We start from the raw sequence: 26,182 nt of genomic DNA, 5'->3' as shown, positions 1-26,182 counted from the left end.
GCAGCAACGCATGACCGCATTACGTCGAACGCTCGCCGCGCTGCTGTGCGCGGCCGGCACCGCGCACGCCGCGTCGCTGCAGATTTCCCCCGTCACGATCGAATTCGGCGCCGACGACACGGCCACCGGCATCACGCTGCGCAATCCGGGCGAGCGCCCGGTGTACGGGCAGGTGCGCGTGTTCCGCTGGGACCAGGCCGACGGCCAGGACACGCTGACGCCCACCCAGGATCTGGTCGCGAGCCCGCCGCTGATCGAGGTCGGCATGCAGTCCGAGCAGCTGATCCGCGTCGTGCGCGCGTCGCGCACGCCTTCCGGCATCGAGCAGAGCTACCGGCTGCTGATCGACGAGCTGCCGCAGCCCGGCGAAGCGCCGACCAACGGCGTGTCGATCCGGCTGCGCTATTCGATTCCGGTGTTCGTCGAGCCCGCGGCCAACGGCGCGCCGCAGCTCGACTGGGCGCTGCTGCGCAGCAACGGCGGCTGGGTGCTGCGGGTGCGCAACGGCGGCGCGCGCCGCGCGCAGCTCGCGTCGGTCGAGCTCGTGACCGGCGACGGCCACGCGTACCCGCTCACGCGCGGATTGCTCGGCTATGCGCTCGCGGGCCGCACGGGCCAGTGGAGCGTGCCGCTGCCGGCCGGCGTCACGCTCGGCGGCAAGGTCACGGTGCGGGCGGCCGTCAATTCGCAGCCGGCCAGCGCGGTCGTCTCGGTGGAGCCGCCGGGCTAGACCGCCGGTGCGCCGCCCGGCCTCGCCCCCTTCGCCACGCGCCGGCAGGTTCCCCGCCAACGGACGCGAAACGCCGCGCCGCTCGCCGCGCGCCGCGCTTGCGGCCATCGTGGCCGGCAGCCTGCTCGTGATCGGCTCGGCCCGCGCGGACGAACCCGCGGCACTCGTGATGACCGACAGCACGCACGACGTGGTCCTCGAAGTCAGTGTCAACGGCGAAAGCACGGCGCTGCTCGCGCACTTCCGCGAGCGCGACGGCCATCTGTCGGCGAGCGGCGCCGACCTGCGCACGATCGGCTTCGCGACCGACCGGCTCGGCATCGCCGATGCGGCGACCGTCGATCTCGACACGATTCCCGGCCTGCGCTACCGCTACGACGCGGCACGCCAGAGCGTCGACCTGCAGCTGCCCGACACGCTGCGCCGCCCGTACGCGGTCGACAGCCGCGCGTTGCCGGCCACGCAGGAGGCCAGCGCATCGCGCGGCCTCGCGATCAACTACGAGGCGTACGCGCAGACGATCGGCGACCGGCAGTTCTCGCTCTATACCGGCGTGCGCTACTTCGACCCGAACGGCGTGTTCAACACGACGGGCACCGCGTATTTCTACAACGGCCAGCGGCGCTATACGCGCTTCGATACGTCGTGGAGCCGCTCGGACCCGGCACGGCCGAGCACGACGCAGATCGGCGACGCGATCTCGGGATCGCTCGCGTGGACGCGCTCGGTGCGCCTCGGCGGCTTCCAGTGGCGCAGCAACTTCGCGCTGCGGCCCGACCTCGTGACGTTCCCGATCCCGTCGCTCGCGGGCTCCGCCGCCGTGCCGTCGGCGGTCGACCTGTACATCAACAACGTGCGCCAGTACACCGGCAACGTGCCGAGCGGCCCGTTCATCATCCACGACGTGCCGGGCATCACCGGCGCCGGCCAGGCGACCGTCATCACGCGCGACGCGCTCGGGCGCACCGTCGCGACGTCGGTGCCGCTCTACGTCGATACGCGCATGCTGTCCGCCGGGCTGTCGAGCTATTCGTTCGAAGCCGGCTTCCTGCGCCGCAACTACGGGCTGCAGTCGTTCGACTACGACGCGCGGCCGGCCGTCAGCGGCTCGATGCGGCGCGGCGTGACCGATGCGCTGACCATCGAGGGGCATGCGGAAGCAACCGGCGGCATGGTCAACGCCGGCGTCGGCGCACTGATGCGGCTCGGCTACGCGGGCGTCGTGAGCGGCGCGGTCGCGGGCAGCGCCGGACGCTATCCGGGCACGCAGGTGAGCATCGGCTACCAGGTGATCGAACCGCGCTTCTCGATCAACGCGCAGACGATTCGCGCGTTCGGCCGCTACGGCGACCTCGCGTCGCGCGACGGCTCGCCGGTACCGTCGGCGACCGACCAGGCCACGCTCGCGCTGCCGTTCATGCATCGCCAGACGCTGTCGCTCAGCTATATCGGCTTCCGGTTGCCGCAAGGCCCGAGCGCGCGAATCGGCACGGTGTCGTACACGCTGAGCTTCGGCGATCTCGCGTCGGTGAGCGTGAGTGCGTATCGCGACTTCGCGCAGCAGGGTGCGAACGGCGCGTTCGTCTCGCTGAACATCGGGCTCGGCCGCAACACGTCGATCAATACGACCGTCGGGCGGCAGCGCGGCCAGTCGAACTACACCGTCGACGCGAGCCGCCCGCCCGACTACGACGGCGGCTGGGGCTGGGGCGTGCAGACCGGCGGCACGGGCGCGGTGCCGTACCGGCAAGCGCAACTGCGTTATCTGGGCCACGCGGGCGAAGTCATCGCGGCCGCGCAGAACATCGACCGCCAGACCGGCGCGTCGCTCGACGTCAGCGGCGCGCTCGTGTTCATGGACCGCAGCCTGCAGGTGTCACGCCGCATCGACGACGGCTTCGCGCTCGTGTCGACCGACGGCGTCGCGGGCATTCCGGTGCTGCACGAGAACCGCGTGATCGGCACGACGGATCGCGCGGGACACCTGCTCGTGCCCGACCTGAACGCGTACCAGAACAACCAGATCGCGATCGACTCGATGAAGCTGCCCGCCGATGCGCGGATCGCCCGGACCTCGATGACGGTCGTGCCGCAGGCGCAATCGGGCGTCGTCGCGCATTTCGGCGTGTCGCGCTATCGCGCGGCGTCGGTCATCCTGCACGACGCGGCCGGCCGCCCGCTGCCGGCCGGCGCGCACGTGCATCACGCGGAAAGCGGCGCGGACACGATCGTCGGCTACGACGGGCTCACGTTCATCGACGGACTGAAGGAGGACAACCATCTCGTGATCGATTACGGCACGCAGCGCTGCGTCACGACATTCGCGTTCACGGCGCCCGGCAACGGCACGCTGCCGACCCTCGGCCCGCTCACCTGCCGGCCCGCGCCATGAAGTTCGCACTGCTCCTCTTCGTCGCGTTCGCCATGTGGTGCGGCGTGCCGCACGATGCGCAGGCCGAGACGTGCACGGCCACCGCGTCGACGGTGAGCTTCGGCTCGGTCAGCCCGATCTCGCGCGCGTCGGTCGCCGCGACCGGCACCGTCAGCATCACCTGCACGTGGTCGGCCGTCACGCTGACGCCGAACGTGCTCGTGTGCCTGAGTCTCGGCGGCACGAGCCCGCGCAGCCTCGTCAACGGCACCAACGCGATGCAGTACGACCTCTATCTCGATGCCGGGCATTCGGTCGCCTGGGGCTCCATTTATTCCGGCACGACGCCGGCATCGGTGACGCTCGTCAAACCCGCGCTCGGCACGAGCGCGAGCGCCACGGTCACGATCTACGGCCAGATCACCTCGAACCAGCCGACCGTGCCGACGACCGGCAACAGCACGACCCCCTACTCGCAGACGTTCGGCGGCAACACGACATCGATCAACGCGGGGTTCTACCTGCTCGGAGCGCCCACTTGCGCGTCGCTGACGGCGTCGAACGGCACCTTCCCGTTCAGCGCGACCGCCAACGTCATCAACAACTGCAACATCAGCGCGACCAACGTCAGCTTCGGCACCGCGAGCGTGCTGTCAGGCGCGCTCACCGCGACCGGTTCGATCACCGCGCAGTGCACCAACGGCGACGCGTGGAAGATCGCGCTGAGCGGCGGCAGCAGCGGCAACGTGACGGCGCGCCAGATGCAGCGCAGCGGCGGAGGCGGCACGATCGGCTACGGGCTTTACACCGATGCCGCGCGTTCGATCGCGTGGGGCGACGGCACGGGCGGCAGCTCGACGGTCACGGGCGTCGGCACGGGCACCTCGCAGGCCGTGACCGTGTACGGTGCGGTGCCGGCGCAGACGACGCCCGCGCCCGGCAACTACAGCGACACGATCACCGCGACGATCAGTTTCTAGCGCTCAGTGGCATGGGCGAGCGCGCGCCCGCTCAGAACGTGACGGTCCAGGTGGGGAGCACGCCCGCGCCGATGCTGCGCGGCGCCGATCGCACGTCGGGCGGCGGCGCGTGACTGAGCACGAACGGCGTACCGTGCGCGCAACTGACGCTCGGCATGTCGGCATCGACGGCCTGCGGCACGCCGGGGCCGATCGTGCAGATTTCGGGAATGGTGAGACTGACGCGCAGCGGGATCGACGGATCGGCCGCGCTGGCGAGCGACCCTGCGCCCAGCGCCGCGAGCGCGATCGCACCGCGTCTGATTTGGCCGGCTGTCATCGTTCGGCCCTCCTTCGTGCATCCATCCAGCATATGCGCGAATTATCGGCAGGCGTGCGGAAATCTTGAGTCCGCACGCCTGCGATCGGGCCCCGCGATGACGGTCAGCGCGCGGCGGCGAATCCGCCGAAAAATGCACGCGCGTTCGCGTCGAGGCTGTCGAGGTGATAGCCGCCTTCCTGCACGATCACCGTCGGCAACCCGAGCGCGCCGATCGCGCCGCCGAGCCGGCCGAAACCGTCGGTCGTGACGGCCACCTGCGATTGCGGATCGTCCTTGTAGATATCGAAGCCGAGCGCGAGCACGAGTGCATCGGGCTGGAACCGTGCGAGCGCGCGCAGCGCGTCGTCGAGCCGCTCGAAGAACGCCGACTCCGGCGCACCGTGCGGCATCGGCAGGTTGAGGTTGAAGCCGTCGCCGGCCCCGGTCCCCGTCTCTTCCTCATAGCCCGCGACGACCGGGTAGAAATTGGTCGGGTCGCCGTGGATCGACACATACAGCACGTCGTCACGGCCGTAGAAGATCTCCTGCACGCCCTGCCCGTGATGCATGTCGGTGTCGAGGATCGCGACCCGGCGATGGCGGCCGAGCAGCGACTGCGCGGCGATCGCCGCATTGTTCAGGTAGCAGAAGCCGCCGGCCGCGTCGCGACGTGCGTGATGGCCGGGCGGCCGGCACAGCGCGTAGGCCTCGCGCGCGCCGTCGTTGACGTCGGCCGCGGCCGCCAGCGCGCCCTGCGCGGACCAGTACGCGGCGCGCCACGTGTTCGCGCCGACCGGGCAGCTGCCGTCGGCGAGGTAGCGCGCGGCTTTCGCGAGCACGCCGCGCAGCGGGTTCGGGTCGCGCACGAACACGTTCGACATCACTTCGTCGCCCCAGTCGTCGGGCATCTGCTTCCAGTCGCGATGCGCTTCTTCCAGGAAGCGCAGGTAGTTCATGTCGTGCACGGCCGCGATCGGCGCGGTGCCGCGGTCGGCCGGCTCGCGCACGTCGAAGTCGAGCGACCGGACGGCCGCGACGAGCCGCGCCGCGCGCTCGGGTACTTCCTGCGGCTCACGCATCTGGCCGCGCGACAGGTAGCTGCGCGGATGGTGCAGCAACTGCTCGGGATGGAAATAGGTTTTCATCGTTCGCCCTCGTCGGTTTTTCGAATTGTCGGTTCGCTGCGTCATGCATCCTGCATGGCGACCGTCACGGCAACGCCCGCCGCGACGCCGGCGCGCGCGAGCACCGCATGAAGCAGCACGTTCGTGCCGCGCGTCACGTCATCCGGCAGCGCATCCTCGGCTTCGTTGTGCGACAGGCCGTCGACGCACGGGATGAACACCATCGCGGTCGGCACGCAACGCGCGAGCAGGATCGCGTCGTGCCCGGCGCCGCTGACGATCCGCTCGTTCGTATAGCCGAACGCGGCGGCCGCCTGCGCGACCTGTTCGACGCAGTCGCGATCGAACGGCGTCGCCGGGCTGCGCCAGCAGGTCTCAATCGCGACCTGCACGCCGCGCGCGGCGGCGACACGCGTGCATGCCTCGCGCAAGTCGCGCTCCATCGCATCGACTTGCGCATCGTCGTGATGGCGGAGGTCGACCGTAAATGTCACGTCGCCCGCAATGGTGTTGCGCGACGCATTGCGGATGCCGACCTGGCCGATCGTCGCAAGCCCGCGCGGTGCATGACCAGCGACGATCCGTTCGAGTTCGAGCGCCATCTGCGCGCTCGCGAAATACGCGTCCTTGCGATATGGCATCGGCGTCGTGCCCGCATGCGCGGCCACGCCCGTCACCGTCACGTCGAGCCAGCGGATCGCCTGTCCGCCCGTGACGATGCCGATCGTCGTGCCGTTCGCCTCGAGCACGGGGCCCTGTTCGATATGCGCTTCGAAGTACGCATCGACCGCACCGCCCGTCGCACGCGTGCCGCGATAGCCGCATGCGTCGAGCGCCGCGCCGAGCGTGACGCCGTCGGCGTCCTGCTTCGCGAGCGCTTCGTCGAGCGGCAATGCGCCCGTGAACACGGCCGAGCCGAGCATCGCCGGCGCGAAGCGCGCGCCCTCCTCGTTGGTCCAGGACACGATCTCCAGCGGCCTGTCGGTCGCGATGCCGGCGTCGTTCAGCGTGCGCACGAGTTCGAGCGCGGCGAGCACGCCATAGACGCCATCGAAGCGGCCGCCTTCGGGCTGCGTGTCGAGATGGCTGCCGATCAGCACAGGCGCTGCCTGCGCATCGGTGCCGTCGCGCCGCGCGAACAGGTTGCCGACGGCGTCGACGCTCACCGTCATTCCCGCGTCGCGGCACCACTGCGCGAACAGGTCGCGCCCGCGGCGGTCATCATCGGTGAGCGCGAGGCGCCGCACGCCGCCGCGCGGCGTCGCGCCGACACGCGCCATGTCCGCCAGGCTCTGCCACAAACGGGCGCCGTCGATTTCCAGCAGGTCTTTCATGTGCACTCCGGATGAATTCGTTCGTTGAGGGTCACTGCGAGCCGAGCGCTTCGGCGGCGGCCGGCCGTGCCGCGCGGCGTGCGTCGAGCGCGACGATGCACAGCAGCGAGATGCCGGCGAGACACGTGTAGAACACCGCGAGCGGCCACCACTGGCCCGCGAAGCGATGGGCGAGCCACGTGCCGACCAGCGGCGTCAGCCCGCCCGCGATCGCACCGCAGACCTGGTAGGCGAGCGAGATCGCCGAATAGCGCACGTGTGCGGGGAACACGTCGCTGACGAAGCCCGCGATCACCGAATAGAAGCCGGCCATGCAGACGACTGCGAGCGCGATGCCCGCGATCAGCGACGCGGACGTGCCGCCCTGCACGAGCATGAACATCGGATACGGCGACAGCATCGCGAGCAGCGCCGCGAGCTTCAGGAAGCGCGCGCCGCCGATGCGCTCGGCGATCCACGCGGCGATCGGCTGCGCGACGAACTGGATGATCGCGACCGCGAACAGGCTGTCGAGGATCAGCGAGCGCGACACGCCGACGTACTGCGTCGTGTACGCGATCATGAACGTGTTCGTGAAATAGACGCCCGCGATGCCGATCGTGTTCGCGCCGATGCAGAGCGCCACGAGCCCCGACGCGGAGCGGAACACCTCCGCGACCGGCAGCTTCACCGTGCGGTGGGCTTCCTTCACACGCGCGAATTCCGGCGACTCGTTCACGCCGAGCCGGATCAGGATGCCGACCACGAGCAGCACCGAACTCGCGAGAAACGGCAGACGCCAGCCCCACGCGAGGAAGTCGGCCTTGTCCATCGACGTGACCGCGCGGAACGCGATCAGCGACAGAATCAGCCCGGCCGGGCTGCCGAGCTGCGCGAACGACGCGAAGAACGTGCGGCGCCCCTGCGGCGCATGCTCGCCCGCCATCAGCACCGCACCGCCCCATTCGCCGCCGACCGCGATCCCCTGCACCACGCGCAGCGCGACGAGCAGCACCGGCGCGAGCATGCCGACCTTCGAATAGTCGGGCAGCAACCCGACGCAGACGGTCGCGACGCCCATCATCATCAGCGTCGTCATCAACGCCTTCTTGCGACCGATGCGGTCTCCAAGATGGCCGAAGATCACGCCGCCGAGCGGCCGCGCGAAGAAGCCGACCGCGAACGTCGCGAACGACGCCATCGTGCTGACAAAGCGGTCATGCGACGGGAAATAGAGTTCGCCGAACACGAGCGCGGCGGCGGTCGCGTAGATGTAGAAGTCGTACCACTCGATCATCGTGCCGATGAATGCGGCCGTCGCGGCGCGCGCCGGCTGGCGGGCGGAAGAAAGGGACTGGGTCATGCGGGCTCCTGATGCGCGCCGCTGCGGGCGACGCACAATTCGTGTGACGGCCGTCTGTCGCGGCCTTGCGCCGCACGCTGCGGCACCCCTCCTTTATCGGCGACCGCAAATCATTAGTCAAATTTCAAGTTATTATTCGCCGTATAAATTCAGCTAATACCCACCTTGACGGCTCGCCCGGAGACCCGATGCGCCCCGACCTCGCCCCGTTCCTGAACGACCGCCTCGACTGGAACCTGTTGCGCACCTATCTCGTGATCATCCAGGAGCGCAGTGTGAGCCGCGCGGCCGCGCGCCTGCACGTCACGCAACCTGCGGTGAGCCAGGCGTTGCGGCGGCTCGAGGACACGCTCGAACGCAAGCTGATCGAGCGGCGCGGCACGCACTTCGCGCCGACGCCTGCCGGCGAAGCCGTCTACCGGATCGCGAGCGACATCTACGGCGGCATCTCGCGCCTCGAAACCGAGATCGACGACAGCACCGCCGACCTGACCGGATCGATCCGGCTGCTGACGGTGAGCCGCATCGAGTCGCCCGTCTACGACGAATTCCTCGCGGACTTCCATCGTGCGTACCCGCGCATCGATCTGCAGATCGAAGTGATGCGCTCGTCGGACATTCTGTCTTCGCTCCTGCAGAAAACGGCCACGGCCGGGCTCGGCCTGTGCCGCACGCCGCACGACAAGCTGGAGATGCGCTGCTTCCTGCGCCAGCGCTATGCGATCTACTGCGGCCGCCATCACCGGCTGTTCGGGCAGACGCAACTGCGGATGGACGATCTGCTCGCCGAGAATTTCGTGTCGTTCACGAGCGACCAGATCGGCGACAGCCTGTCGCCGCTCACCGTGTTTCGCGACCAGCGGGGCTTCACGGGGCGCATCGTCGCGTCGTCGCCGAGCCTCGAGGAAGTGCGGCGGCTGATCTTCGCCGGCTACGGGATCGGCTGCCTGCCCGAGCACATCGTGCGCGACGACATCGCCCAGCAGCGACTGTGGCGGCTGCCGCCCGACGACGGGCTCGTCGACGTCGACGTGTTCCTGCTGTGGCATCGCGATCGCAAGATGAACGCGGCCGAGCACGCGTTTCTCGACGCGATGGAGCGCTGCATGCAGCGCTATTCGCTGGCGGAGCGGTTGGGGAAGTAGCCGGCACGGCGCCGCCGGTTGCCCGTCGGCCGGTCGTTCATCGCTGCGCCGCCCCGAGCGCCATCGCCGCGTAGTCCGCGAAGACCGATTCGGCCAGCGCCTTCGCGCGCATCGCGGCCGGTGACAGCGTCCGCGCGGCCAGCGTCACGAGCCCCAGCCGCGCTTCGCGGCGAAACGGCGGATCGAGCGGCAGCTCGACCAGCGTCCCGCGCCGCAGCGCATCGCGAAACGCCGCCGCATTGCCGAACACGACCATCCCGCCCATCGACGCCGCGGCCTCCACGTCGCGAAAGTCGTCGCTGCGGAACGAGATCGACGCATCGAACGCGCACTCGAAGTACTCGCACAGATCGGACAGCGCCCACGGCGACAGCTCGATCGAGCCGAGCCGGTGCTGCAGCAGCGCGTCGCGCGTCACCGCGCCCCGGCGTGCGAGCGGATGGTCGGGCGCACAGAAGAAGCCGCTGGGCCAGCGCGGCAACCGGGTCAGTTGCAGGTCGGCGTGGTCCTCGAGTTGCGCGATGTCGCCGATGAAAAGGTCGACGTGCTCCTCGAGCAGCCGTCGCAGCAGCGTATCGCGACGGCCGCGCTTGAAGCTCACGCGCACCTGCGGCGCCTCGCGCAGGAAATGGTCCATCAGCGGCCCCGTCAACAGGATCGCGGGCGTCGCGCCGAGCCCGATCGCCAGCTCGCCAAATTCGCCATGCTGCATCAGCGCCAGGTCGCGCTGCAATTCCGTCGCTTCCATCACGATGCGCCGCGCGCGTTCGGCGAATACCTTGCCGTAAGGCGTCAGCGACACGCCGTTCGGATGGCGGTCGAACAGCGCGACGCCGAGTTCGGCTTCGATCGACTGGATGCTGCGGGACAGCGCGGGCTGGCTGAGATTGACGTCGACGCTCGCGCGGCTGAACGTCAGGTGCTGGGCGAGGCCCAGCGCATGGCGAAGTTTCCGGATGTTCACGACGGTCCTCGGACGGATGACGGCAACGGTTCGACCTGCCGTCGAACGGACTGCGGCGGAGGGTGAGCCCGACGACGGACGTGCATCGAAGGCCGATGCACCGCTTCACCGAAGCCGGGGGCAGTCGGCTTGTATATACCACCATCCCCGCGGGCGAGACATCCGCATTGACCGCAGGCAGCGGCCCGCCGGGCCCATGCAAGGTCTGCATCGCCCGTCTGGTTATTCGCATTGGCCGACGCGAAATTCTCCACTTAGCATCGGTTTCAACGGAACCCCGTTTCCCGCCCCCGAAGCAGCAACGTGCTTCGCTACCCATTTTGCAGAGGCGACACCCGATCATGCCCATTTCCCCACCGATCCAGGCGCTGGCCGCCGACATGCGCGACTGGCGCCGGCTCATTCACAGCAAACCGGAAATCGCCTTCCAGGAACGCGGCACGGCCGACTTCATCGCGACGCGGCTGCGCGAATTCGGCATCGACGTTCATACCGGTGTCGGACAAACCGGCGTGGTCGGCATCGTCGACGGCACGCTCGGCGCCGGCCGCACCGTCGCGTTGCGCGCCGACATGGATGCGCTGCCGATGCGGGAGCTGGGCCGCCCGGTCTACCGGTCGGTGTTCGAAGGCATCTTTCACGGCTGCGGTCACGACGGCCACGTCGCGATCCTGCTCGGCACCGCACGCCATCTCGCCGAGCATCGCCACTTCCGCGGCCGCGTCGTGCTGATCTTCCAGCCGGCCGAGGAAATCGTCTGCGGCAGCCGCGCGATGCTCGACGACGGCTTGCTCGAGCGATTCCCGTTCGACGAAATCTACAGCCTCCACAACGACCCGATGCTGCCGCCGTCGAGGATCGGCGTGCGCGCCGGCGCGCAACAGGCCTCGTCCGACCGGTTCCAGATCCGGATTCACGGCGTCGGCACCCACGCCGGCATGCCGCACCTCGGCGTCGACCCGGTCGCGATCGGCGCGCACCTGGTGGCGATGCTGCAAACCATCGCAAGCCGGTCGGTGGATCCGCTGGAAAGCGTCGTGATCTCGATCGCGCGCTTTCACGCCGGCGATGCGTTCAACGTGATTCCGCACGAAGCCGTGCTCGGCGGCACCGTGCGCGCGCTGTCGAACGACACGCGTGCCTTCGCGCTCGAGCGGATGCGGGCGATCTGCGACGGCGTCGCGCTTGCCCATCGCACGCGCATCGAACTCGAACTGCTCGACGGCACGCCGGCGATCGTCAATCACGCCGACGCGGTGCAGTGCGTGATGGACGCCGCGCGCGAGGTCGTCGGCGCGGAAAACGTGATCGGCGACGTCACGCCGCTGATGGCCGGCGACGACGTCGCGAACTTCCTCGACGCACGCCCCGGCTGCCACTTTCTGCTCGGCCAGGGCGGCCACATGTGCCATCACCCCGAATACGACTTCAACGACGACGTCGCGCCGATCGGCGTCGCGATGTTCGCATCGATCCTGCGCGCGCGGCTGGGCGCCGGCGCCGAACCGATCCACGCCGGCCGCGACGAACGCAGTGCGCCGGCGGCAGCCGCGACGCGCTGACGAGCGCCGCCCGACCCCCGCATCGCCCCATCCGGCGTTCCACGCCGCACATAACGACACGACGGATCATCCGTCCACGGAGACAGCGTCATGAGCACCACCGCGTCCGACAAGGACACCCTGATCGAGCACCGCTCGATCGAACCCGTTCCCGACAGCGAGCGCCACGGCGGCCTGTTGAGCCAGTTCACGCTGTGGGTCAGCGCCAACCTGACCGTCGTCTGCGCGGTCACCGGCGCGCTGACCGTCGTGCTCGGCGGCGACGTCTTCTGGTCGATCGTCGGGCTGTTCGTCGGCCAGATCGCGGGCGGCACGATCATGGCGCTGCATGGCGCGCAAGGGCCGCAAACCGGACTGCCGCAGATGATCCTCAGCCGCGTGCAGTTCGGCATCTACGGCGCGATCATTCCGCTCGCGCTCGTCTGCGTGATGTACATCGGCTTCCTGACGAGCGGCACGGTGCTGATGAGCCAGGCGCTCGGCCAGCTGATGCACGTGAGCCCCGCCCAGGCCATCGTGATGCTCGGGGTGGTCGTGACCTTGCTCGCGCTGTTCGGTTATCGCGCCATTCACGCGGTCGGGCGCGTCTACAGCGTGGTCGGCGGGCTGATGTTCGTCTACCTGCTGTTCAGCCTGACGCGCGGCCACAACGCGGCGCTGCTGCTCGCCAACCGGCATTTCACGTGGCCGACCTTCCTGTTCGCGGTATCGCTGTCGGCTTCGTGGCAGATCACGTACGGCCCGTACGTCGCCGATTACTCGCGCTACCTGCCGCGCGCGACGTCGCCGCTGCGCACCTTCCTCACGATCGGCGCCGGCTCAGTGCTCGGCTCCCAGCTCGCGATGACGTTCGGCGTGTTCGCCGCGGCGCTGGCCGGCAAACAGTTCGCCGGGCACGAAGTCGCCTACATGGTCGGCATCGGTTCGGGCGGTATCGCGCTGGTTGCAACGACGCTGTACCTGACGATCATGTTCGGCAAGCTGATCGCGTCGACGCTGTGCGTGTACGGCGGCTTCATGTCGGTCGCCACGATCTCCGCCGCGCTGCGCGGCAAGAAGTCGATCGGACTGGGCGCGCGGATCGTGCTGACCCTCGCCGTCGTCGCGACCTACACGATCCTCGCGCTCGTCGCCGATCACGCGTTCCTGCGCACCTTCACCCACTTCATCCTGTTCCTGCTCGCGTTCTTCACGCCGTGGAGCGCGATCAATCTCGTCGACTACTACTGGGTGTCGCACGAGCCGATCGACGTAGCGGCGCTGTCGGACGTCAACGGCCGCTACGGCAAGTGGAATGCGACCGGCATCGCGTGCTACGTGGTCGGCGTGCTGGCGCAGATTCCGTTCATGTCGACCGAACTCTATACGGGCCCGCTGTTTCACCTGCTCGGCGGCATCGACGTGTCGTGGATCGTCGGCATGGCCCTGCCCGGCGCGCTCTACTACGCGCTAGCCCGCCACCGCATGCCGCGCGCGTCGCGGCACGCGCAGATCGACCGCGCATGACGTGATGGAAGCGGCTTCGATCGCATTCCACTCCTCACGCAATACAATCAGGATTCCGATTCATATGAAAAAGCAAATCGTCCTGTCGTGCGCACTCGCGCTTGGTACGCTGAGTGCGCACGCGCAGAGCAGCGTCACGCTCTACGGCGTGATCGACAGCGGGCTGTTCTATTCGACCAACCAGGGCGGCAAGCACGCGGTGCAGCTCCTTTCGTCGCCGACCGAAACCAGCGTCTGGGGCTTGCGCGGCGCGGAAGATCTCGGCGGCGGCAACAAGGTCGTCTTCAAGCTCGGCTCCGCCTTCTCGATCGCCAACGGCACGGCCTGGCCGAGCGGCCGCATCTTCGGCGACTATGCATGGATCGGCCTGAGCAGCGCGAGCGCGGGCACGATCAAGCTCGGACGCATGCTCGACAGCGTGGGCGACTACCTCGGCGAATTCGCCGCCACCGGCAGCTGGGGCGGCGCGCTCCATGCGCATCCGTACGACAACGACAATCTGTGGGCGACCTACATGGTCAACAACGCCGTCAAATACCAGAGCATCGAACTGGCGGGCGTCACGTTCGGCGGCATGTACGCGTTCAGCAACAAGGCGGGCGCCACCTCGGGCCACGGCGCCGGTTTCGCCGACAACCGGCTGTGGGCCGCCGGCCTCGCCTACGAAACCGGCCGCCTGAAGCTTGCCGCCGTCTACGAGCAGCTCGACCATCCCGGCGACGATGCACCCGGCTCGCTGGGCGCCGTGGACGTGCTCGATGCGAATTTCACCGCCGCGCGCCAGCGCATCTTCGGGCTGGGCGCGCACTACGCATTCGACCGGTTCGAGATCGGCTCGAACGTGACGCGCACGATCCTGGCGATGCCGACGGGCGAGTGGCAGAACCCTGCCTTCACCGGTGCGAGCGGGCTGAGCTTCAACAACTACGAACTGAATGCGACGTTCCACGCAACGGCCGCGGTCGACGTGAGAGGCGCGTACACCTATACGACAGCCAGCGTGGACGGCAAGCATCCGCACTGGAACCAGTTCGGCCTGCTCGCCGAGTACGCGCTGTCCAAGCGCACGCAGGTGTATCTGGACGCCGTCTACCAGCGCGTGCACGGCGACGACACGCCGTTTTCGCAAGCGCAGATCAATACGCTTTCGCCTGCGTCAGGCAACACGCAGGCCTTGGTCGGCATGGGTATCCGGCATCGATTCTGAACGTCACCGTGGCGACACGCGCGCGCCGCGCTCACGCCGTCCGCTGACCCGGCGTGAGCGCGGCGCGACGCATCCTTCAGAACCGGTGAACGATCCCCAGCTGCACACCCCGTGCATTCGCCCCCGGATACGCGAGCGGCAGGCCGGGGTTCGCCGCACCGGCGAGCGTATAGCCGGCCTGCTTGCGGTTGCGCAGGTACGACAGCGCACCGTAGAAGCTCGTGCGCTTCGACAGGTCGTACTCGTACATCAGCCCGACCTGGTCCGCATGGTTGCCCTGCGACGACTGGTCGTGCAGATATGCGTAGCCGAGCGCCACGTAGTTCGCCGGATTGAACCGGTATTTGACCGACAGCCCATACACGCGCGAATCGATGCCGAGATCGGCCCACTTCACCGCGGAGAAGCCGCCGTACACGGTTGCCTTGCCGATCTCGTACGACGCGCCGGCCATGATCGTGCGATCGGTGGTGGTCGCCGTCGCGTTCTTCAGCCACTGGCCCGCGACGAACGCGCCGAACGGCCCGTGTTCGTAGGTCAGGTCGAACTGCTGGCTCGAGCCTGCCGAGCGCACGCCGCCCGCATCGCCGAACCCGAAGTACAGCCCGCCCTGGAAGCCGGCAATCTCCGGGCTCTGGTACGACAGCGTATTGCTGGTGCGGAACGCGAACACGGTCAGGTTGTCCATGCCGGACGCCTGCGTGACGCCGCCGAACGCATCCTGTCCGCCCTGGTCGTTGAACAGCGGCGAATTCTGGCGGCCCGCGCGCACCTTGCCCCACTGCCCCGCGATGCCGACCCACGCCTGCCGGTTGAACAGGCTGCCCGCACTCGCGAGCGAACCGTCGTTCGGATTGAAGCCGTTCTCCAGCGCGAACTCGATCTTCTGCCCGCCGCCGAGATCCTCGCCGCCCTTCAGCCCGAACCGGCTGCCCCACTGGCCGCCCGAATTGATCGCCGCCGTGTAGCCGTTGCCCGTATTCACGTACTGCGCGAATTCGTCGATCACGCCGTACAGCGTGACGCCGTCCTGCGCGAACGCGGCGCCCGGTCCGGCGACGCACGCCACCGCGACCGTCATGCGAAGACCGGCGTGCACCACCCGCGGCCGGGAATCGCTTCCGCGGGCTATCGTTTGTTTAGTCATACTATTCAATGGTCAGAGAATGAAACGACACCGGGCGCGGCAGTCGCGCCGCACCGGCATCGCGGGAAAGAAAACGTGGGGAAGAACCGGGCGCAGGCGGCGCCCGGCTCGAGCGGCACTCAGGCCGGCAGCCGGCCGGCCCGAGGCGCGTGACGTGTCGTCAGTGGTGAACTTCGCCGCGTTCGAGCGGCAGGATCAGGCGCTCGGGAATGCTGCGGCGCGATGCGCGTGCGCCGATGTAGTACAGCACGGCCGGCACGACCAGGCCGAGGATCCACGAGATGTCGGTGCCGCCGAGCGCGTCGACGAGCGGCCCCGTGTAGATGTGCGTCGACATGAACGGCAACTGCACGAGGATGCCGACCACGTAGATCGTGATCGCCATCACGTTCCAGCGGCCGTAGCGGCCGTCCGGATCGGACAGCGCCGGCACGTCGTAGCGCGAGCGCGTGAAGCAATAGTAGTCGACCAGGTTGATCGCGCTCCACGGCGTGAAGAACGCGAGCAGGAACAGGATGAACGCGGTGAATTCCTTCAGGAACGAATGGCGGCCCGCGAGCGCGATGAGCGTGGAGACGCAGATCATCCCGAAGATGTACACGAGGCGGCTGCGCGACGACACGGCGTGCTTGCCGCGAAAGCCGCTGACGATCGTCGCCATCGACATGAAGCTGCCGTACGCGTTGAGCGCCGTCACCGTCACCTTGCCGAACGCGATGCTGAAGTACAGCAGCGCGGCCACGGCGCCCGTCGAGCCGAGACCGACGATATACGCGACCTCATGGTGCGCGAACTGCCCGCCGGCCAGCGCGGCCGCAAACACGCCGAACACCATCGCCGCCTGCGCGCCGATCACCGAGCCGAGGCCGACCGCCACGAACGTCGCGACCGACGACGTCGAGCGCGGCAGGTAGCGCGAATAGTCGGCGACGTACGGGCCGAACGCGATCTGCCACGACGCGGACAGCGACATCGACAGCAGGAAGCTCGCGAGCGAGAAATGCTTGTTCGCGAGCAGCGCGCCGATGTCGTGGTTCGCGAACAGCTGCGTGAACATGTAGACGAACGCGGCGATGCCGACCACGCTCGCGATCCGGCCGACGGCGTGGATCGCGCGATAGCCGAACACGGTCAGCACGACGATCACGGCCGCGAACAGCAGGATGCCGGCCGCGTCGTCGATGTGCAGCAACTGCGCGACGGCCTGCCCGGCCAGCACCGAGCCGCTGGCGGAAAAGCCGATGTACATCAGGCACACGAGCACGATCGGGATCATCGCACCGTAGACGCCGAACTGCACGCGGCTCGAGATCATCTGCGGCAGCCCGAGCTGCGGCCCCTGCGCGCCATGCAGCGCCATCACCGCGCCGCCGATGAACTGGCCGAGCAGCAACGCGACCAGCGACCAGAACACGTCGCCGCCGAGCACGACCGCGAGTGCGCCCGTGACGATGGCCGTGATCTGCATGTTCGCCGACAGCCACAGCGTGAACTGGCTCAGCAAGCCGCCGTGGCGCTCGGCGTCGGGAATGAAGTCGATCGAACGGACTTCGATCAGGCCGCCGGCTTTTCCACTGGGATTCGTTGACACGGGGAAATCTCCAAAATACTCAGGATCACAAATGGTTTGAACGAGACGGGAAGCTGCGAGCCGCCCTTTCGGCTCGGCGGGTGCGGGGCGCCGTGGATCGCCGGCATGCGCCACGCACGCATGGTCTGCGCACTGGCGCGCAAGCGGCACGATGTGTGCCGACATTGCCAGCGGATGATCTTGTATATACAACTTGCGAGGTATCGGTGATTACCCGGAATCCGCCGTTTTTCGAAAATGTCCGAATGATCGGGCCACGTTCGGCCTGTCCAGTCGAAAGATGAATGTCGGAATAATGAAAGCTCAGGCGCGTGCGGGCGATGCCTGATCGGGCTCGGCCGTCATGTCGGCGGCGGGAAGGAGGTTCAGCATGCGCCGGGCGGCCTCGATGTCGCGCACGTGCAGCCATTCGTCGTAGTCGTCGCGGCGCAGCATCACGACGCCCCGCTTCTCTTCGCCGGGCCGATGCATCCGCGCGAACAGCGGGTGCGTGTCCGCATTGACCGTGAGCATCGCCATGCCCACGCGCTCGCGGCCGTCGTCACCTTCGTAGCGCCGCCAGATGCCGGCGACGCAGTACGGCTGCCAGCCGTCGACGCCGATCCGCTGCCACACGTTGCGGCCGGTTTCGTAGCAGGGTTCGAAGATCCAGCGCACCGGAATCAGGCAGCGCTGGCCGTTGCGCCACGCGTTGCCGTAGAGCCGTGACGAGCCGACCGTTTCCGCGCGCGCGTTCACCGTGTCGAGCTTCTTCTTTTTACGGCCGTTCTCGTCGAGCCGCTCCGGCTGCATGAATTTCGGCCAGAAGCCGAACACGGCCGCGACGACTTCGAGGCCGTCGCCGGCGGCGCGCGCGATCGGCGCCGCGTAGTCGGGATACACGTCGGGGGCCCACGGGTCGCGGCGATACAGATCGCCGATGCCGATCTTCAGTTCGCTGATGCCCGGGTCTTCGTCGGGGGCGCGGTAGTGAGTGCACACGGCTCGGCGGACGATGGATGCAATGTTTCCATCGTAGGTCAGTGCAGGGCCGCGGTCGCGCTATTGTTTGGTATGACGAAACAGTTTTACGAATCTATTTCCCCATGGCTCGCCGCCGGCGCGATGCGTACAGGCAGATCAGCTCCAGCGCGATCGTCGCGCCGGCCAGCGACGTGATTTCCGCATGATCGTACGGCGGCGACACTTCGACCACATCCATGCCGACCAGGTTGATGCCGTCCAGATGCCGCAGGATCTCGAGCGCCTGATGGCTCGACAACCCGCCCGAGACCGGCGTCCCCGTGCCCGGCGCGAACGCCGGATCGAGGCAGTCGATGTCGAACGTCAGGTACACGGGATGGTCGCCGACCCGCTCGCGAATGCGCGCGGCGACCGCGGCGGGCGTCGACGCATGCACCCGGCGCGCATCCTGGATGTCGAAGCCCATCGGCTCGTCGTTGGTCGTCCGGATCCCGATCTGCGCCGACCGTTCGGGCACGACCCACCCTTCCCGCGCCGCGTGATAGAACATCGTGCCGTGATCGATGCGCTTCACGTCGCGGTCGGGCCACGTGTCGGTATGCGCATCGAAGTGCACGAGCGACAGCGGCCCGTGCACCTTCGCATGCGCCTTCAGCAGCGGATACGTGATGAAGTGATCGCCGCCGAGCGTCAGCATCGCGCAGCCGCGCGCGAGGATCGCGTCCGCATGCCGCTCGATCGCGCCCGGCACCGATTCGGGCTGCCCGAGATCGAATGCGCAATCGCCGTAGTCGACCGCGGCCAGCACGTCGAACGGATCGAACGACCACGGCCACGGGCGCGCCCACGCGATACCCGTCGACGCAATCCGCAACCCGCGCGGGCCGAAGCGCGTGCCGGGCCGGTGCGACGCGGCGGAGTCGAACGGCACGCCGGTGATCGCGAGGTCGACGCCGCCGAGATCGCGGCTGAAACGCCGGCGCATGAAGCTCGTCGCGCCCGCGAAGGTCGGTTCGGCCTGCGTGCCGTAGAGGCTGTCGCGCGTGAACGCGAAATCGTTCTGGCTCATCGTCGGATTCCTGTCTGGTGGGAAACGGCCGCGCGGCTGGCGACCTCGTGCCCGATTCTGCCGTCACGGCATCCGACGAAAAATATGAACTAACATAAGCCGACTTCACGAAACGCGACGTATCGCCATGCTGACCCGATTGAGAGACATGGATTTGCAGTTGCTGCGGCTCTTTCTGACGATCGTCGAAAGCGGCGGCTTCAGCGCCGCGCAGGGCACGCTCGGCATGGCGCCTTCGACGATCAGCACGCAGATGGCCAAGCTCGAGACGCGCCTCGGGTTCCGGCTGTGCGATCGCGGCAAGAGCGGCTTCCGGCTGACGCCGAAGGGCGAGCGCGTGCTGCAGTCGACGCGGCGACTCCTGCACGCGATGGACGTGTTCACGCGCGATACGCAGCACGTGTCGGGCACGTTGCTCGGCGAACTGCGCATCGGGCTGTCCGAGCGGCTCGCACCGGACGTCGTCGAATCGATCGCGGCGAGCGTCGGCCGCTTCCGCGAACGGGCGCCCGATGTGCTGATCGAGATGATCGCGGTGCCGCCCGATGAACTGGAGCGCAGGTTGCTGAAGGGCGAACTGCAGCTCGCGATCGGCTACTTTTCCGGCCACCAGGCCGGCCTGCACTACGCACCGCTGTTCGTCGAACACCAGTCGCTGCACTGCGGCGCGCGGCATCCGCTGTTCGCGAAGAAGACCGTGTCGGTCAACGACATTGCGAACGCGAGCAACGTCGCGCGGCTCTACAAGACGACTACGTCGGGTGCGGCGCCGCGCAACGCGCAACCGACCGCGTTCTCCGAAAACGTCGACGCCGACGTGATCTTCATCCTGTCCGGCGCGCATGTCGGCTTCCTGCCCGACCACGTCGCGGCGCCGTGGGTCGCCGCAGGCAAGATGCGCCGGCTGCTCGCGAGCAAGCTGAGCCATACGGTCGAATTCCAGCTCGCGACGCCGAGGAACTGCGACGGCAGCGAAGCGCTGGCGGCGTTCACGGCGGCGCTTGCCGAACAGTTCGGCGGGCTCGACGGCTTCGCGGATCAGTGACCGGCGCGCGCCGCCCGCTTTGCGTCAGACGAGTTGGTCCGACGCAATGACCTGCACGCCCGGCCGCGCGTCGATTGCCGCGTCGAGCATCGCGCGGGCGATCCGCGACGCGGGATTCACGCGCCACTTCGCCGGCAAAACAGGCCGGGCCACGTTCAACACGGACACCAGCAGCCGCTCGCCGAGCCTGAATTCGTCGCGGCTGCCGCCGATCAGGCCGGGCCGCACGTAAGTGAGCGACGCGAACCCGACGCCGACGAGCGCCTGCTCGACCTCGCCCTTCGCGCGGTTGTAGAAGATGCGCGACGCCGGATCCGCGCCGAGTGCGGAATTCAGCACGTAAGCCGGTGTGCCGTGGCGGTGTGCGAGCCGCGCGATCGCGAGCGGATAGTCGTGGTCGACGCGCCGGAATGCCGCCTGGGAGCCTGCGGCCCGCATCGTCGTGCCGAGCGTGCAGATCACTGCATCGGCGTGCCACCAGTCGGCCGTGTCGGGCAGATGATCGAAATCGACCTCGAGCGCGCGCATCTTCGGGTGCGGCGACAACGGGCGGCGCGCGACGACGATCACCTGATCGACCCGCGCATCGGCGAGCGCGACTTCGAGGACGTGACGCCCGACGAGTCCGGTCGCGCCGACGAGCAGCAATTTCATGTCCGATCCTTCCGAGTAGAGCCTGCGTTGGCGAGCCGGGAACGGCCCGGCTTACGGCTTCCCCCATGATCGTCGGCCGACTCGGCGCCGACAACCCTCCAACATCTCCAAAAGTTACAGGGTGCGCTACAAACCCGCCGCCTGTCGCGACACGCTCGGCGCGACACCCGTCCAGCGCTTGTACGCCTGCGAGAACGACGACATGTCGCTGAATCCCAGTTCCTGCGCGATTTCCTTGATCGACAGCCGCCCTTCCGCGATCAGCGCCTGCGCGCGGGTCTTGCGCACCGCGCTCGAAATGTCCCGGAAGCATGCGCCCTCTTCCTGGAGCCGGCGCTTCAACGTGCGCTCGCTGGTGTTGAGCAACGTCGCGATGTCCTTCAGCTGCGGCGGCCGGTCGAACGGGCGCGTGGCCAGGTACTCGTTCAGGAACGATACGAGGTCGACGCGCGTCCGCCTGCGCGTGATCAGCTCGGCACACATGCGCTCGCACATCGCCGCGGTCGCGGCATTCGCCTGCGGCAACGGTCGCTCGAGATGCGCATGCTCGAACGTGAGCGTGCTGGCGGGCTGGCCGTGCCGGATCGTCGCGCCGAGCACCGGCTGCTGCGCGCCAGCGCCGGGGCCGGCACCATACGCAAGATCGAACGTCGCGAGTTCGAACGCGCTGCCGATCACGTCGCGCAGCACGCGGCACGTCGCGCCCATCGCGCGTTCGACGAAGAAGCGCTGCACGTTCGCGGCGAGCTCCGGCGACGCGTCGAACTGAATCACGTCGCGCGGCCCGGCCCGGCGGAACGTCATCCCGACGAAGGTATAGGTCAGCGCCAGGTAGCGGCCCGCGAGCGCGACCGCGTCCATGCCGGTCGCGCTGCTCAGCAGCCCGTAGCCGAGCAGCCCGTATGCCGAAAGCTGGTACGACAGGCCGACCTCGAGGCCGACGCCGGCCTCCCCGGCGGTCAGGTCGAGCAGGTTCGACGCAACGGCCAGCTCCTGCGCGGCCAGCACCGTGAAGTCCGGGTCGGCAAGCTGCTTCAGCGTGAGCTGCGACCCCTTGAGCAACGCCTGCGGCGCGATCTTGCGGTCGCGGCCGAAATCGATCATCAGCAGGACGGAAGCCGGGCTGCGGGCAAAGTTCCAGACATTCATCAGACGCCTCGCGACGTGGGTTGGCCTAGATTCTAAAGCGGTTGGCCCGCCCCAGCATGGATCGCGCGAGCCCGCGCGCCGATGATGAACGCCATCGCAACCCGCACGGCGTCGATCACCATGAAGCGTCCGTCGCTCTTTCGTGCTGCCCGCGCGCTGCTGCTGGCCGCCGGCCTGTCGAGCGCACCGCTCGTACCGGCACTGGCCCACGCCGCCGTTTCGCCCCATCCACCGGAGTCCGCCACCATGCCCAAGACCTACGCCGACCAGCCCGTCTGGCGCGACATGCAGACATTCCTTCCGACCGACTTCCAGTGGAAGGACGGCCGGCAACCGACGGAGGAATGGTGGTCCTGGCACGGCCATCGCATGCATCTCGACACGTACCGCAACCGCCAGGCGCGGGTGAAGGTGATCCTGTTCCATGGCGTGGGCACCAACGGCCGGCAGATGTCGATGATCCTCGGCGAGCAGCTCGCGCGCCGCGGCTACGAAGCGATCGCGGTCGACATGCCCGAGTACGGGATGACCGAAGTCGCCACGGGCAAACGGGTCCGCTATGACGACTGGGTGCGCGCGGGCAGCGACCTGATCGACGCGGAGCGCGCGAAGGACGGCCGGCCGATCGTGCTCTACGGACTCAGCGCCGGCGGCATGCTCACGTATCACGTGGCTGCGCTGAACGGCAAGGTCAAGGGCATCGTCGGGATGACCTTCCTCGACCAGCGCCTTCAGCAGGTGCGCGACGAAACCGCGCGCAACGTGTTAATGAGCCGCGTCGGCGGCCCGTTGATGCATCTCACCGCGATGACGCCGCTGAAATCGATGCGGGTGCCGATGACGCTCGCCAGCAAGATGTCCGCGCTCGTCAACGATCGGGATGCGCTGAAAGTATGGCTGTCTGATCGCACCTCCGCCGGCAACGCGATGACGATCGCGTTTCTCGATTCCTACATGTCGTACCGGCCGGCGGTCGAGCCGGAGGATTTCGCCGTGTGCCCGATCCTGCTCACGCAACCGGCCGCGGACCGCTGGACGCCGTTGCACCTGAGCGAACCGTTCCTGCAGCGCGTGCGGAAAGTGCCGGTGAAGGTCGTCATGCTGGACAATGCGGGCCACTATCCGCTCGAACAGCCGGGGCTGTCGCAGATGGTCGAGGCGATCGATGCGTTCTATCGGGAGGTGACGGCAAAGTGAATGCCGGGCGCGGATCGCCTAGAACACCGTTCGAACGCCGACCCGCAACACGCCCTGCCGCGCGCCCGACGATGCGGTGAACGTACCGCACACCGATGCGATCACGTCCTCGCCGCCGCTCGCCTGTTGATACACGGCACTCATGTAGACGTCGGTCTTCTTCGACAACAGGTAATCGAGCGTGATGCCGGCCTGGTTCGAATGATTGCCGGTCAGTTGCCGGTTGCCCTTCGCGTACAGGTAGTTCGCATACGCGAAGAAATCCGGCGCGAACCGGTACAGCCCGCCGATCTCGTAGGTGTCGACGTGCGCGCCCGTCAGCGTGTTGCGCGTATTCACGTACAGCGCGTCGAGCGCGAAGTCGCCGAATGTATAGCGTCCGCCCGCGCCGGCATTGCGGATGCCGAGGTGCCCGTTGTCGATTCCCTCTTCTTTCGAATACGTGTACGCCGCATCCAGCCGCAACGGCCCGTTGTCGTAGGACACGCCGAAGCTCGACAGGCTGTTGCTGCCGGTCTGCCCGGCGATGTTGCTGAAGCCATACAACGCGCCGAACCGGAACCCGCCGTAATACGCGGACGTGAACTTGATCGCGTTCGGTGTTGCGCCCCCGCCCGCCGTACGCGTGTAGTCGAAGGTGCCGAGCGCCGCGCCCAGTTTCGAGAACGGGCCGCCCGGCAGCTGGTACAGGCTGACATACGAAATCTCGTGCCCCCAGCGATGCAGCGACAGGTTGTCGAACATGTAGTCGAACTGCCTGCCAAGCGTCACGGTGCCGTACGGCGTGACGATGCCGACATAGGACTCGCGTCCGGACAGTGCGCCGCCGCGCACCGTGCCGCTGTTGATATCGGGCTGCGACGCCATGAAGACGAGCGCCTGGAACCCGCCGCCGAGATCCTCGACCGTGCGGATCCCGATCAGGTTGGGCGCCTGGATGCCGGACATCGCCTGAACCAGCGCCTTGCCGCCCGAATTGCTCACGTACGAAATGCCGTTGTCGACCAGACCGAACAGCGTGACCGAACTCTGCGCGTGCACGTGGCACGACACCATCGCCAGCGCGACGGCCATTGTCTTCATTCTCACGGATGCTGTCTCCAAACCGTCAGTGTCCGACGCACCGTTCGCATACGAGCGAACCGCACGTCGGACTGTCATTTTTATTAGTAAAACTATCTAATTGGCGCGTGCGGGATATGTGTTCCCCGCTCGATGCGCCGCCGTGGGCCGGGTTACCCGGCGTCGACTGATGGATCGCGCGCGCCGTCGCCGGCCGAACCCGTCGATGACGGGAACGACCGGCGGCGAGTCGCGCGTGTTACAGCATCACGTTGATGACCTTCTTCTCGACATAGCTATACATTTCCTCGATCCCCTCTTCCCGGTCGACGCCGCTGTTCTTGAAGCCGCCCCATGGCACGCCGAGGAAGTGCGTGTTGCTGCCGTTGACGAACACGCTGCCCGCACGGATGCGACGCGCGGTGTTGAGCGCCTGCCGGATGTCGTTGGTCCAGATCGCGGCCGAGAGCCCGTATTCCGTGTCGTTGGCCATCGCGACCACTTCGTCGACATCACGCCATCGTGCGACCGACAGAATCGGGCCGAAGACTTCCTCGCGCCACAGCCGCATCTCGGGCGTGACATCGGCATAGACGGTCGGCTCGACCCAGAAGCCTTTTTCGAAAGCGTGCCCGGGCGGGCGGCGGCCGCCCGTCATCAGCCGCGCGCCATGCGTCTGCGCCGGGTCGAGAAAGCTCATCACGTGTTCGTAGCTCTTGCGCGAATTGATCGGGCCCATGCCCGTGTCGGGCAACATCGGATCGCCGACGCGGATCGCGGCCACGCGCTCGACGACACGCGCGAGCACGTCGTCGTAAATGTCGTCGTGCACCAGCAGCCGCGAATTGGATCCGCACGACTGGCCTTGCCATGAGAAATTCATCCCGCGCACCGCGCTCTCGGCGGCCGCGTCCGGATCCGCGTCCGGAAACACGATCATCGGATTCTTGCCGCCCAGCTCGAGCGTCACGTGCTTGACGCCCACCTCCGCCGCACTGCGCTGGATCGCCTGCCCGGTCGGCACGGACCCGATCAGCGCAAGACGCTTCACGTCCGGATGGCGCACCAACGCATCGCCGACTTCCGCGCCCGTGCCGTTGACGATGTTGAACACGCCGGCCGGCAATGTCTCGCGCGCGACCTCACCGAGCACGAGCACGGACAACGGCGACGTTTCGGGCGGCTTCACCACCACCGTGTTGCCGGTCACGAGCGCAGATGCGGTACGCGCCGCGGAGAACATCGCCGGATGATTGAACGCGGCGATCCGGCCGACGACGCCATACGGCTCGTACACGGTCATGTGCAGATGGCGGCCGGTGGCCGGGATCGTCTCGCCGTGCAGCCCGTGCACGAGCCCCGCGTAATAGCGCAGGCTGCGCACCGTCTCGTGCATGCTCGCAAGCGTCGGCACGTAGGTGTTGCCTGAATCGAGCACCTCGATGCGTGACAACGCCTCCGCGCGTTCGAGCAAGCGCTCGCCAAACCCGCGCAACAGTTCGCCGCGCTCCTCGCCGGTGCGTTCGGCCCACGCGGGCCACGCGCGCTGGGCCGCATCCACGGCCCGCGCGACGTCCTTGCGCGAACCGGCTGGCGCGCGGCCGATCACTTCCTCGGTAGCCGGGTTGATCGACGCCGCCCACTCGCCGGTCTCGCTTTCCACCAGTTCGCCGTCGATCAGCAAACGGCCGGTTATCCACTGCTCGTCCATACTCGTCTCCTCGATGATTCGATCGCCG

Annotated in this window: 22 protein-coding genes; 9 read left to right on the top strand and 13 right to left on the bottom strand. The window is 67.9% G+C overall.

The genetic code is table 11. From position 1 onward, the window contains the following. Positions 1–10: 10 nt before the first annotated feature. The 3 genes from CFB39_RS06585 (at position 11) to CFB39_RS06575 (ending at position 4,081) form a co-directional block, all read left to right on the top strand. Entirely contained in the window at positions 11–730 is a 720-nt protein-coding gene (locus CFB39_RS06585; RefSeq protein WP_089472498.1) for a molecular chaperone, read from the top strand. A 109-nt stretch (positions 731–839) separates the two neighbouring features. Beyond that, complete coding sequence (locus tag CFB39_RS06580; protein ID WP_373452720.1) at positions 840–3,122, top strand: fimbria/pilus outer membrane usher protein; 2,283 nt, start codon at positions 840–842, stop codon at positions 3,120–3,122. Further along, complete coding sequence (locus CFB39_RS06575) at positions 3,119–4,081, top strand: spore coat U domain-containing protein (RefSeq protein ID WP_089472496.1); 963 nt, start codon at positions 3,119–3,121, stop codon at positions 4,079–4,081. The genes CFB39_RS06580 and CFB39_RS06575 overlap by 4 nt, the downstream gene beginning before the upstream one ends. 31 nt (positions 4,082–4,112) lie before the next feature. On the opposite strand, the gene CFB39_RS06570 is transcribed toward CFB39_RS06575, so the two are convergent. The 4 genes from CFB39_RS06570 to CFB39_RS06555 form a co-directional block, all read right to left on the bottom strand. Continuing rightward, positions 4,113–4,400 carry a hypothetical protein gene (locus tag CFB39_RS06570; protein ID WP_089472495.1) on the bottom strand — a complete coding sequence of 96 codons (288 nt, stop codon included), beginning with the start codon at positions 4,398–4,400 and terminating at the stop codon, positions 4,113–4,115. A gap of 104 nt (positions 4,401–4,504) precedes the next feature. Continuing rightward, positions 4,505–5,527: a histone deacetylase family protein gene (locus tag CFB39_RS06565; protein WP_089445302.1), complete on the bottom strand. Its 1,023-nt coding sequence runs from the start codon at positions 5,525–5,527 to the stop codon at positions 4,505–4,507. Positions 5,528–5,568: 41 nt separating this feature from the next. Beyond that, complete coding sequence (locus CFB39_RS06560; protein ID WP_089472494.1) at positions 5,569–6,840, bottom strand: Zn-dependent hydrolase; 1,272 nt, start codon at positions 6,838–6,840, stop codon at positions 5,569–5,571. Between the two features lie 31 nt (positions 6,841–6,871). Continuing rightward, entirely contained in the window at positions 6,872–8,182 is a 1,311-nt protein-coding gene (locus tag CFB39_RS06555; protein ID WP_089424965.1) for an MFS transporter, read from the bottom strand. 188 nt (positions 8,183–8,370) lie between these two features. Here CFB39_RS06555 and CFB39_RS06550 point away from each other — a divergent pair, with 188 nt between their 5' ends. Continuing rightward, complete coding sequence (locus tag CFB39_RS06550; RefSeq protein ID WP_069256256.1) at positions 8,371–9,327, top strand: LysR family transcriptional regulator; 957 nt, start codon at positions 8,371–8,373, stop codon at positions 9,325–9,327. Between the two features lie 37 nt (positions 9,328–9,364). Here the strand turns inward: CFB39_RS06550 and CFB39_RS06545 are convergent, their stop codons facing one another. Continuing rightward, positions 9,365–10,291, bottom strand: coding sequence for a LysR family transcriptional regulator (locus CFB39_RS06545; protein WP_089472493.1), 927 nt, complete (start codon positions 10,289–10,291; stop codon positions 9,365–9,367). 95 nt (positions 10,292–10,386) lie between these two features. Between CFB39_RS06545 and CFB39_RS06540 the strand changes: the two genes are divergently transcribed. The 3 genes from CFB39_RS06540 to CFB39_RS06530 all read left to right on the top strand — a co-directional run bounded on the left by CFB39_RS06540 (position 10,387) and on the right by CFB39_RS06530 (position 14,566). Further along, complete coding sequence (locus CFB39_RS06540; RefSeq protein WP_256991362.1) at positions 10,387–11,853, top strand: amidohydrolase; 1,467 nt, start codon at positions 10,387–10,389, stop codon at positions 11,851–11,853. Positions 11,854–11,943: 90 nt separating this feature from the next. Further along, on the top strand, positions 11,944–13,359 hold the full coding sequence (locus CFB39_RS06535; protein ID WP_089472491.1) for a cytosine permease: 1,416 nt from the start codon (positions 11,944–11,946) through the stop codon (positions 13,357–13,359). A gap of 64 nt (positions 13,360–13,423) precedes the next feature. Further along, positions 13,424–14,566: a porin gene (locus CFB39_RS06530; protein WP_089472490.1), complete on the top strand. Its 1,143-nt coding sequence runs from the start codon at positions 13,424–13,426 to the stop codon at positions 14,564–14,566. Between the two features lie 76 nt (positions 14,567–14,642). On the opposite strand, the gene CFB39_RS06525 is transcribed toward CFB39_RS06530, so the two are convergent. The 4 genes from CFB39_RS06525 to speB all read right to left on the bottom strand — a co-directional run bounded on the left by CFB39_RS06525 (position 14,643) and on the right by speB (position 19,336). Continuing rightward, complete coding sequence (locus tag CFB39_RS06525; protein WP_089472489.1) at positions 14,643–15,713, bottom strand: porin; 1,071 nt, start codon at positions 15,711–15,713, stop codon at positions 14,643–14,645. A 160-nt stretch (positions 15,714–15,873) separates the two neighbouring features. Further along, complete coding sequence (locus tag CFB39_RS06520) at positions 15,874–17,304, bottom strand: cytosine permease (protein WP_089424963.1); 1,431 nt, start codon at positions 17,302–17,304, stop codon at positions 15,874–15,876. A gap of 303 nt (positions 17,305–17,607) precedes the next feature. Next, entirely contained in the window at positions 17,608–18,285 is a 678-nt protein-coding gene (locus CFB39_RS06510) for an SOS response-associated peptidase family protein (RefSeq protein WP_089472488.1), read from the bottom strand. A 94-nt stretch (positions 18,286–18,379) separates the two neighbouring features. After that, on the bottom strand, positions 18,380–19,336 hold the full coding sequence (speB, locus tag CFB39_RS06505; protein ID WP_089472487.1) for an agmatinase: 957 nt from the start codon (positions 19,334–19,336) through the stop codon (positions 18,380–18,382). A gap of 127 nt (positions 19,337–19,463) precedes the next feature. Here speB and CFB39_RS06500 point away from each other — a divergent pair, with 127 nt between their 5' ends. Further along, a complete protein-coding gene (locus tag CFB39_RS06500; protein ID WP_089472486.1) occupies positions 19,464–20,381 on the top strand; it encodes a LysR family transcriptional regulator in 918 nt (305 codons plus the stop codon). A gap of 24 nt (positions 20,382–20,405) precedes the next feature. Here the strand turns inward: CFB39_RS06500 and CFB39_RS06495 are convergent, their stop codons facing one another. Together CFB39_RS06495 and CFB39_RS06490 are read right to left on the bottom strand one after the other, a co-directional pair. Next, entirely contained in the window at positions 20,406–21,035 is a 630-nt protein-coding gene (locus tag CFB39_RS06495) for an NAD(P)H-binding protein (RefSeq protein WP_089472485.1), read from the bottom strand. Between the two features lie 126 nt (positions 21,036–21,161). After that, positions 21,162–22,184: an AraC family transcriptional regulator gene (locus CFB39_RS06490; protein WP_089472484.1), complete on the bottom strand. Its 1,023-nt coding sequence runs from the start codon at positions 22,182–22,184 to the stop codon at positions 21,162–21,164. A 246-nt stretch (positions 22,185–22,430) separates the two neighbouring features. On the opposite strand from CFB39_RS06490, the gene CFB39_RS06485 reads away from it, so the two are divergent. After that, entirely contained in the window at positions 22,431–23,381 is a 951-nt protein-coding gene (locus tag CFB39_RS06485; RefSeq protein WP_089431378.1) for an alpha/beta fold hydrolase, read from the top strand. Between the two features lie 18 nt (positions 23,382–23,399). Here CFB39_RS06485 and CFB39_RS06480 read toward each other — a convergent pair whose 3' ends face one another. Together CFB39_RS06480 and CFB39_RS06475 are read right to left on the bottom strand one after the other, a co-directional pair. Then, positions 23,400–24,464: a porin gene (locus tag CFB39_RS06480; protein ID WP_226273644.1), complete on the bottom strand. Its 1,065-nt coding sequence runs from the start codon at positions 24,462–24,464 to the stop codon at positions 23,400–23,402. Between the two features lie 238 nt (positions 24,465–24,702). Further along, a complete protein-coding gene (locus CFB39_RS06475) occupies positions 24,703–26,154 on the bottom strand; it encodes an aldehyde dehydrogenase family protein (RefSeq protein WP_069353680.1) in 1,452 nt (483 codons plus the stop codon). Between the last annotated feature and the right edge of the window lie 28 nt (positions 26,155–26,182).

It is taken from the genome of Burkholderia sp. AU6039 (assembly GCF_002223365.1).
In the GTDB taxonomy this organism is placed as follows: Bacteria; Pseudomonadota; Gammaproteobacteria; order Burkholderiales; family Burkholderiaceae; genus Burkholderia.
Note: the sequence above shows the minus strand (reverse complement) of the source record. Positions and strands in the feature narration are given on the sequence as shown.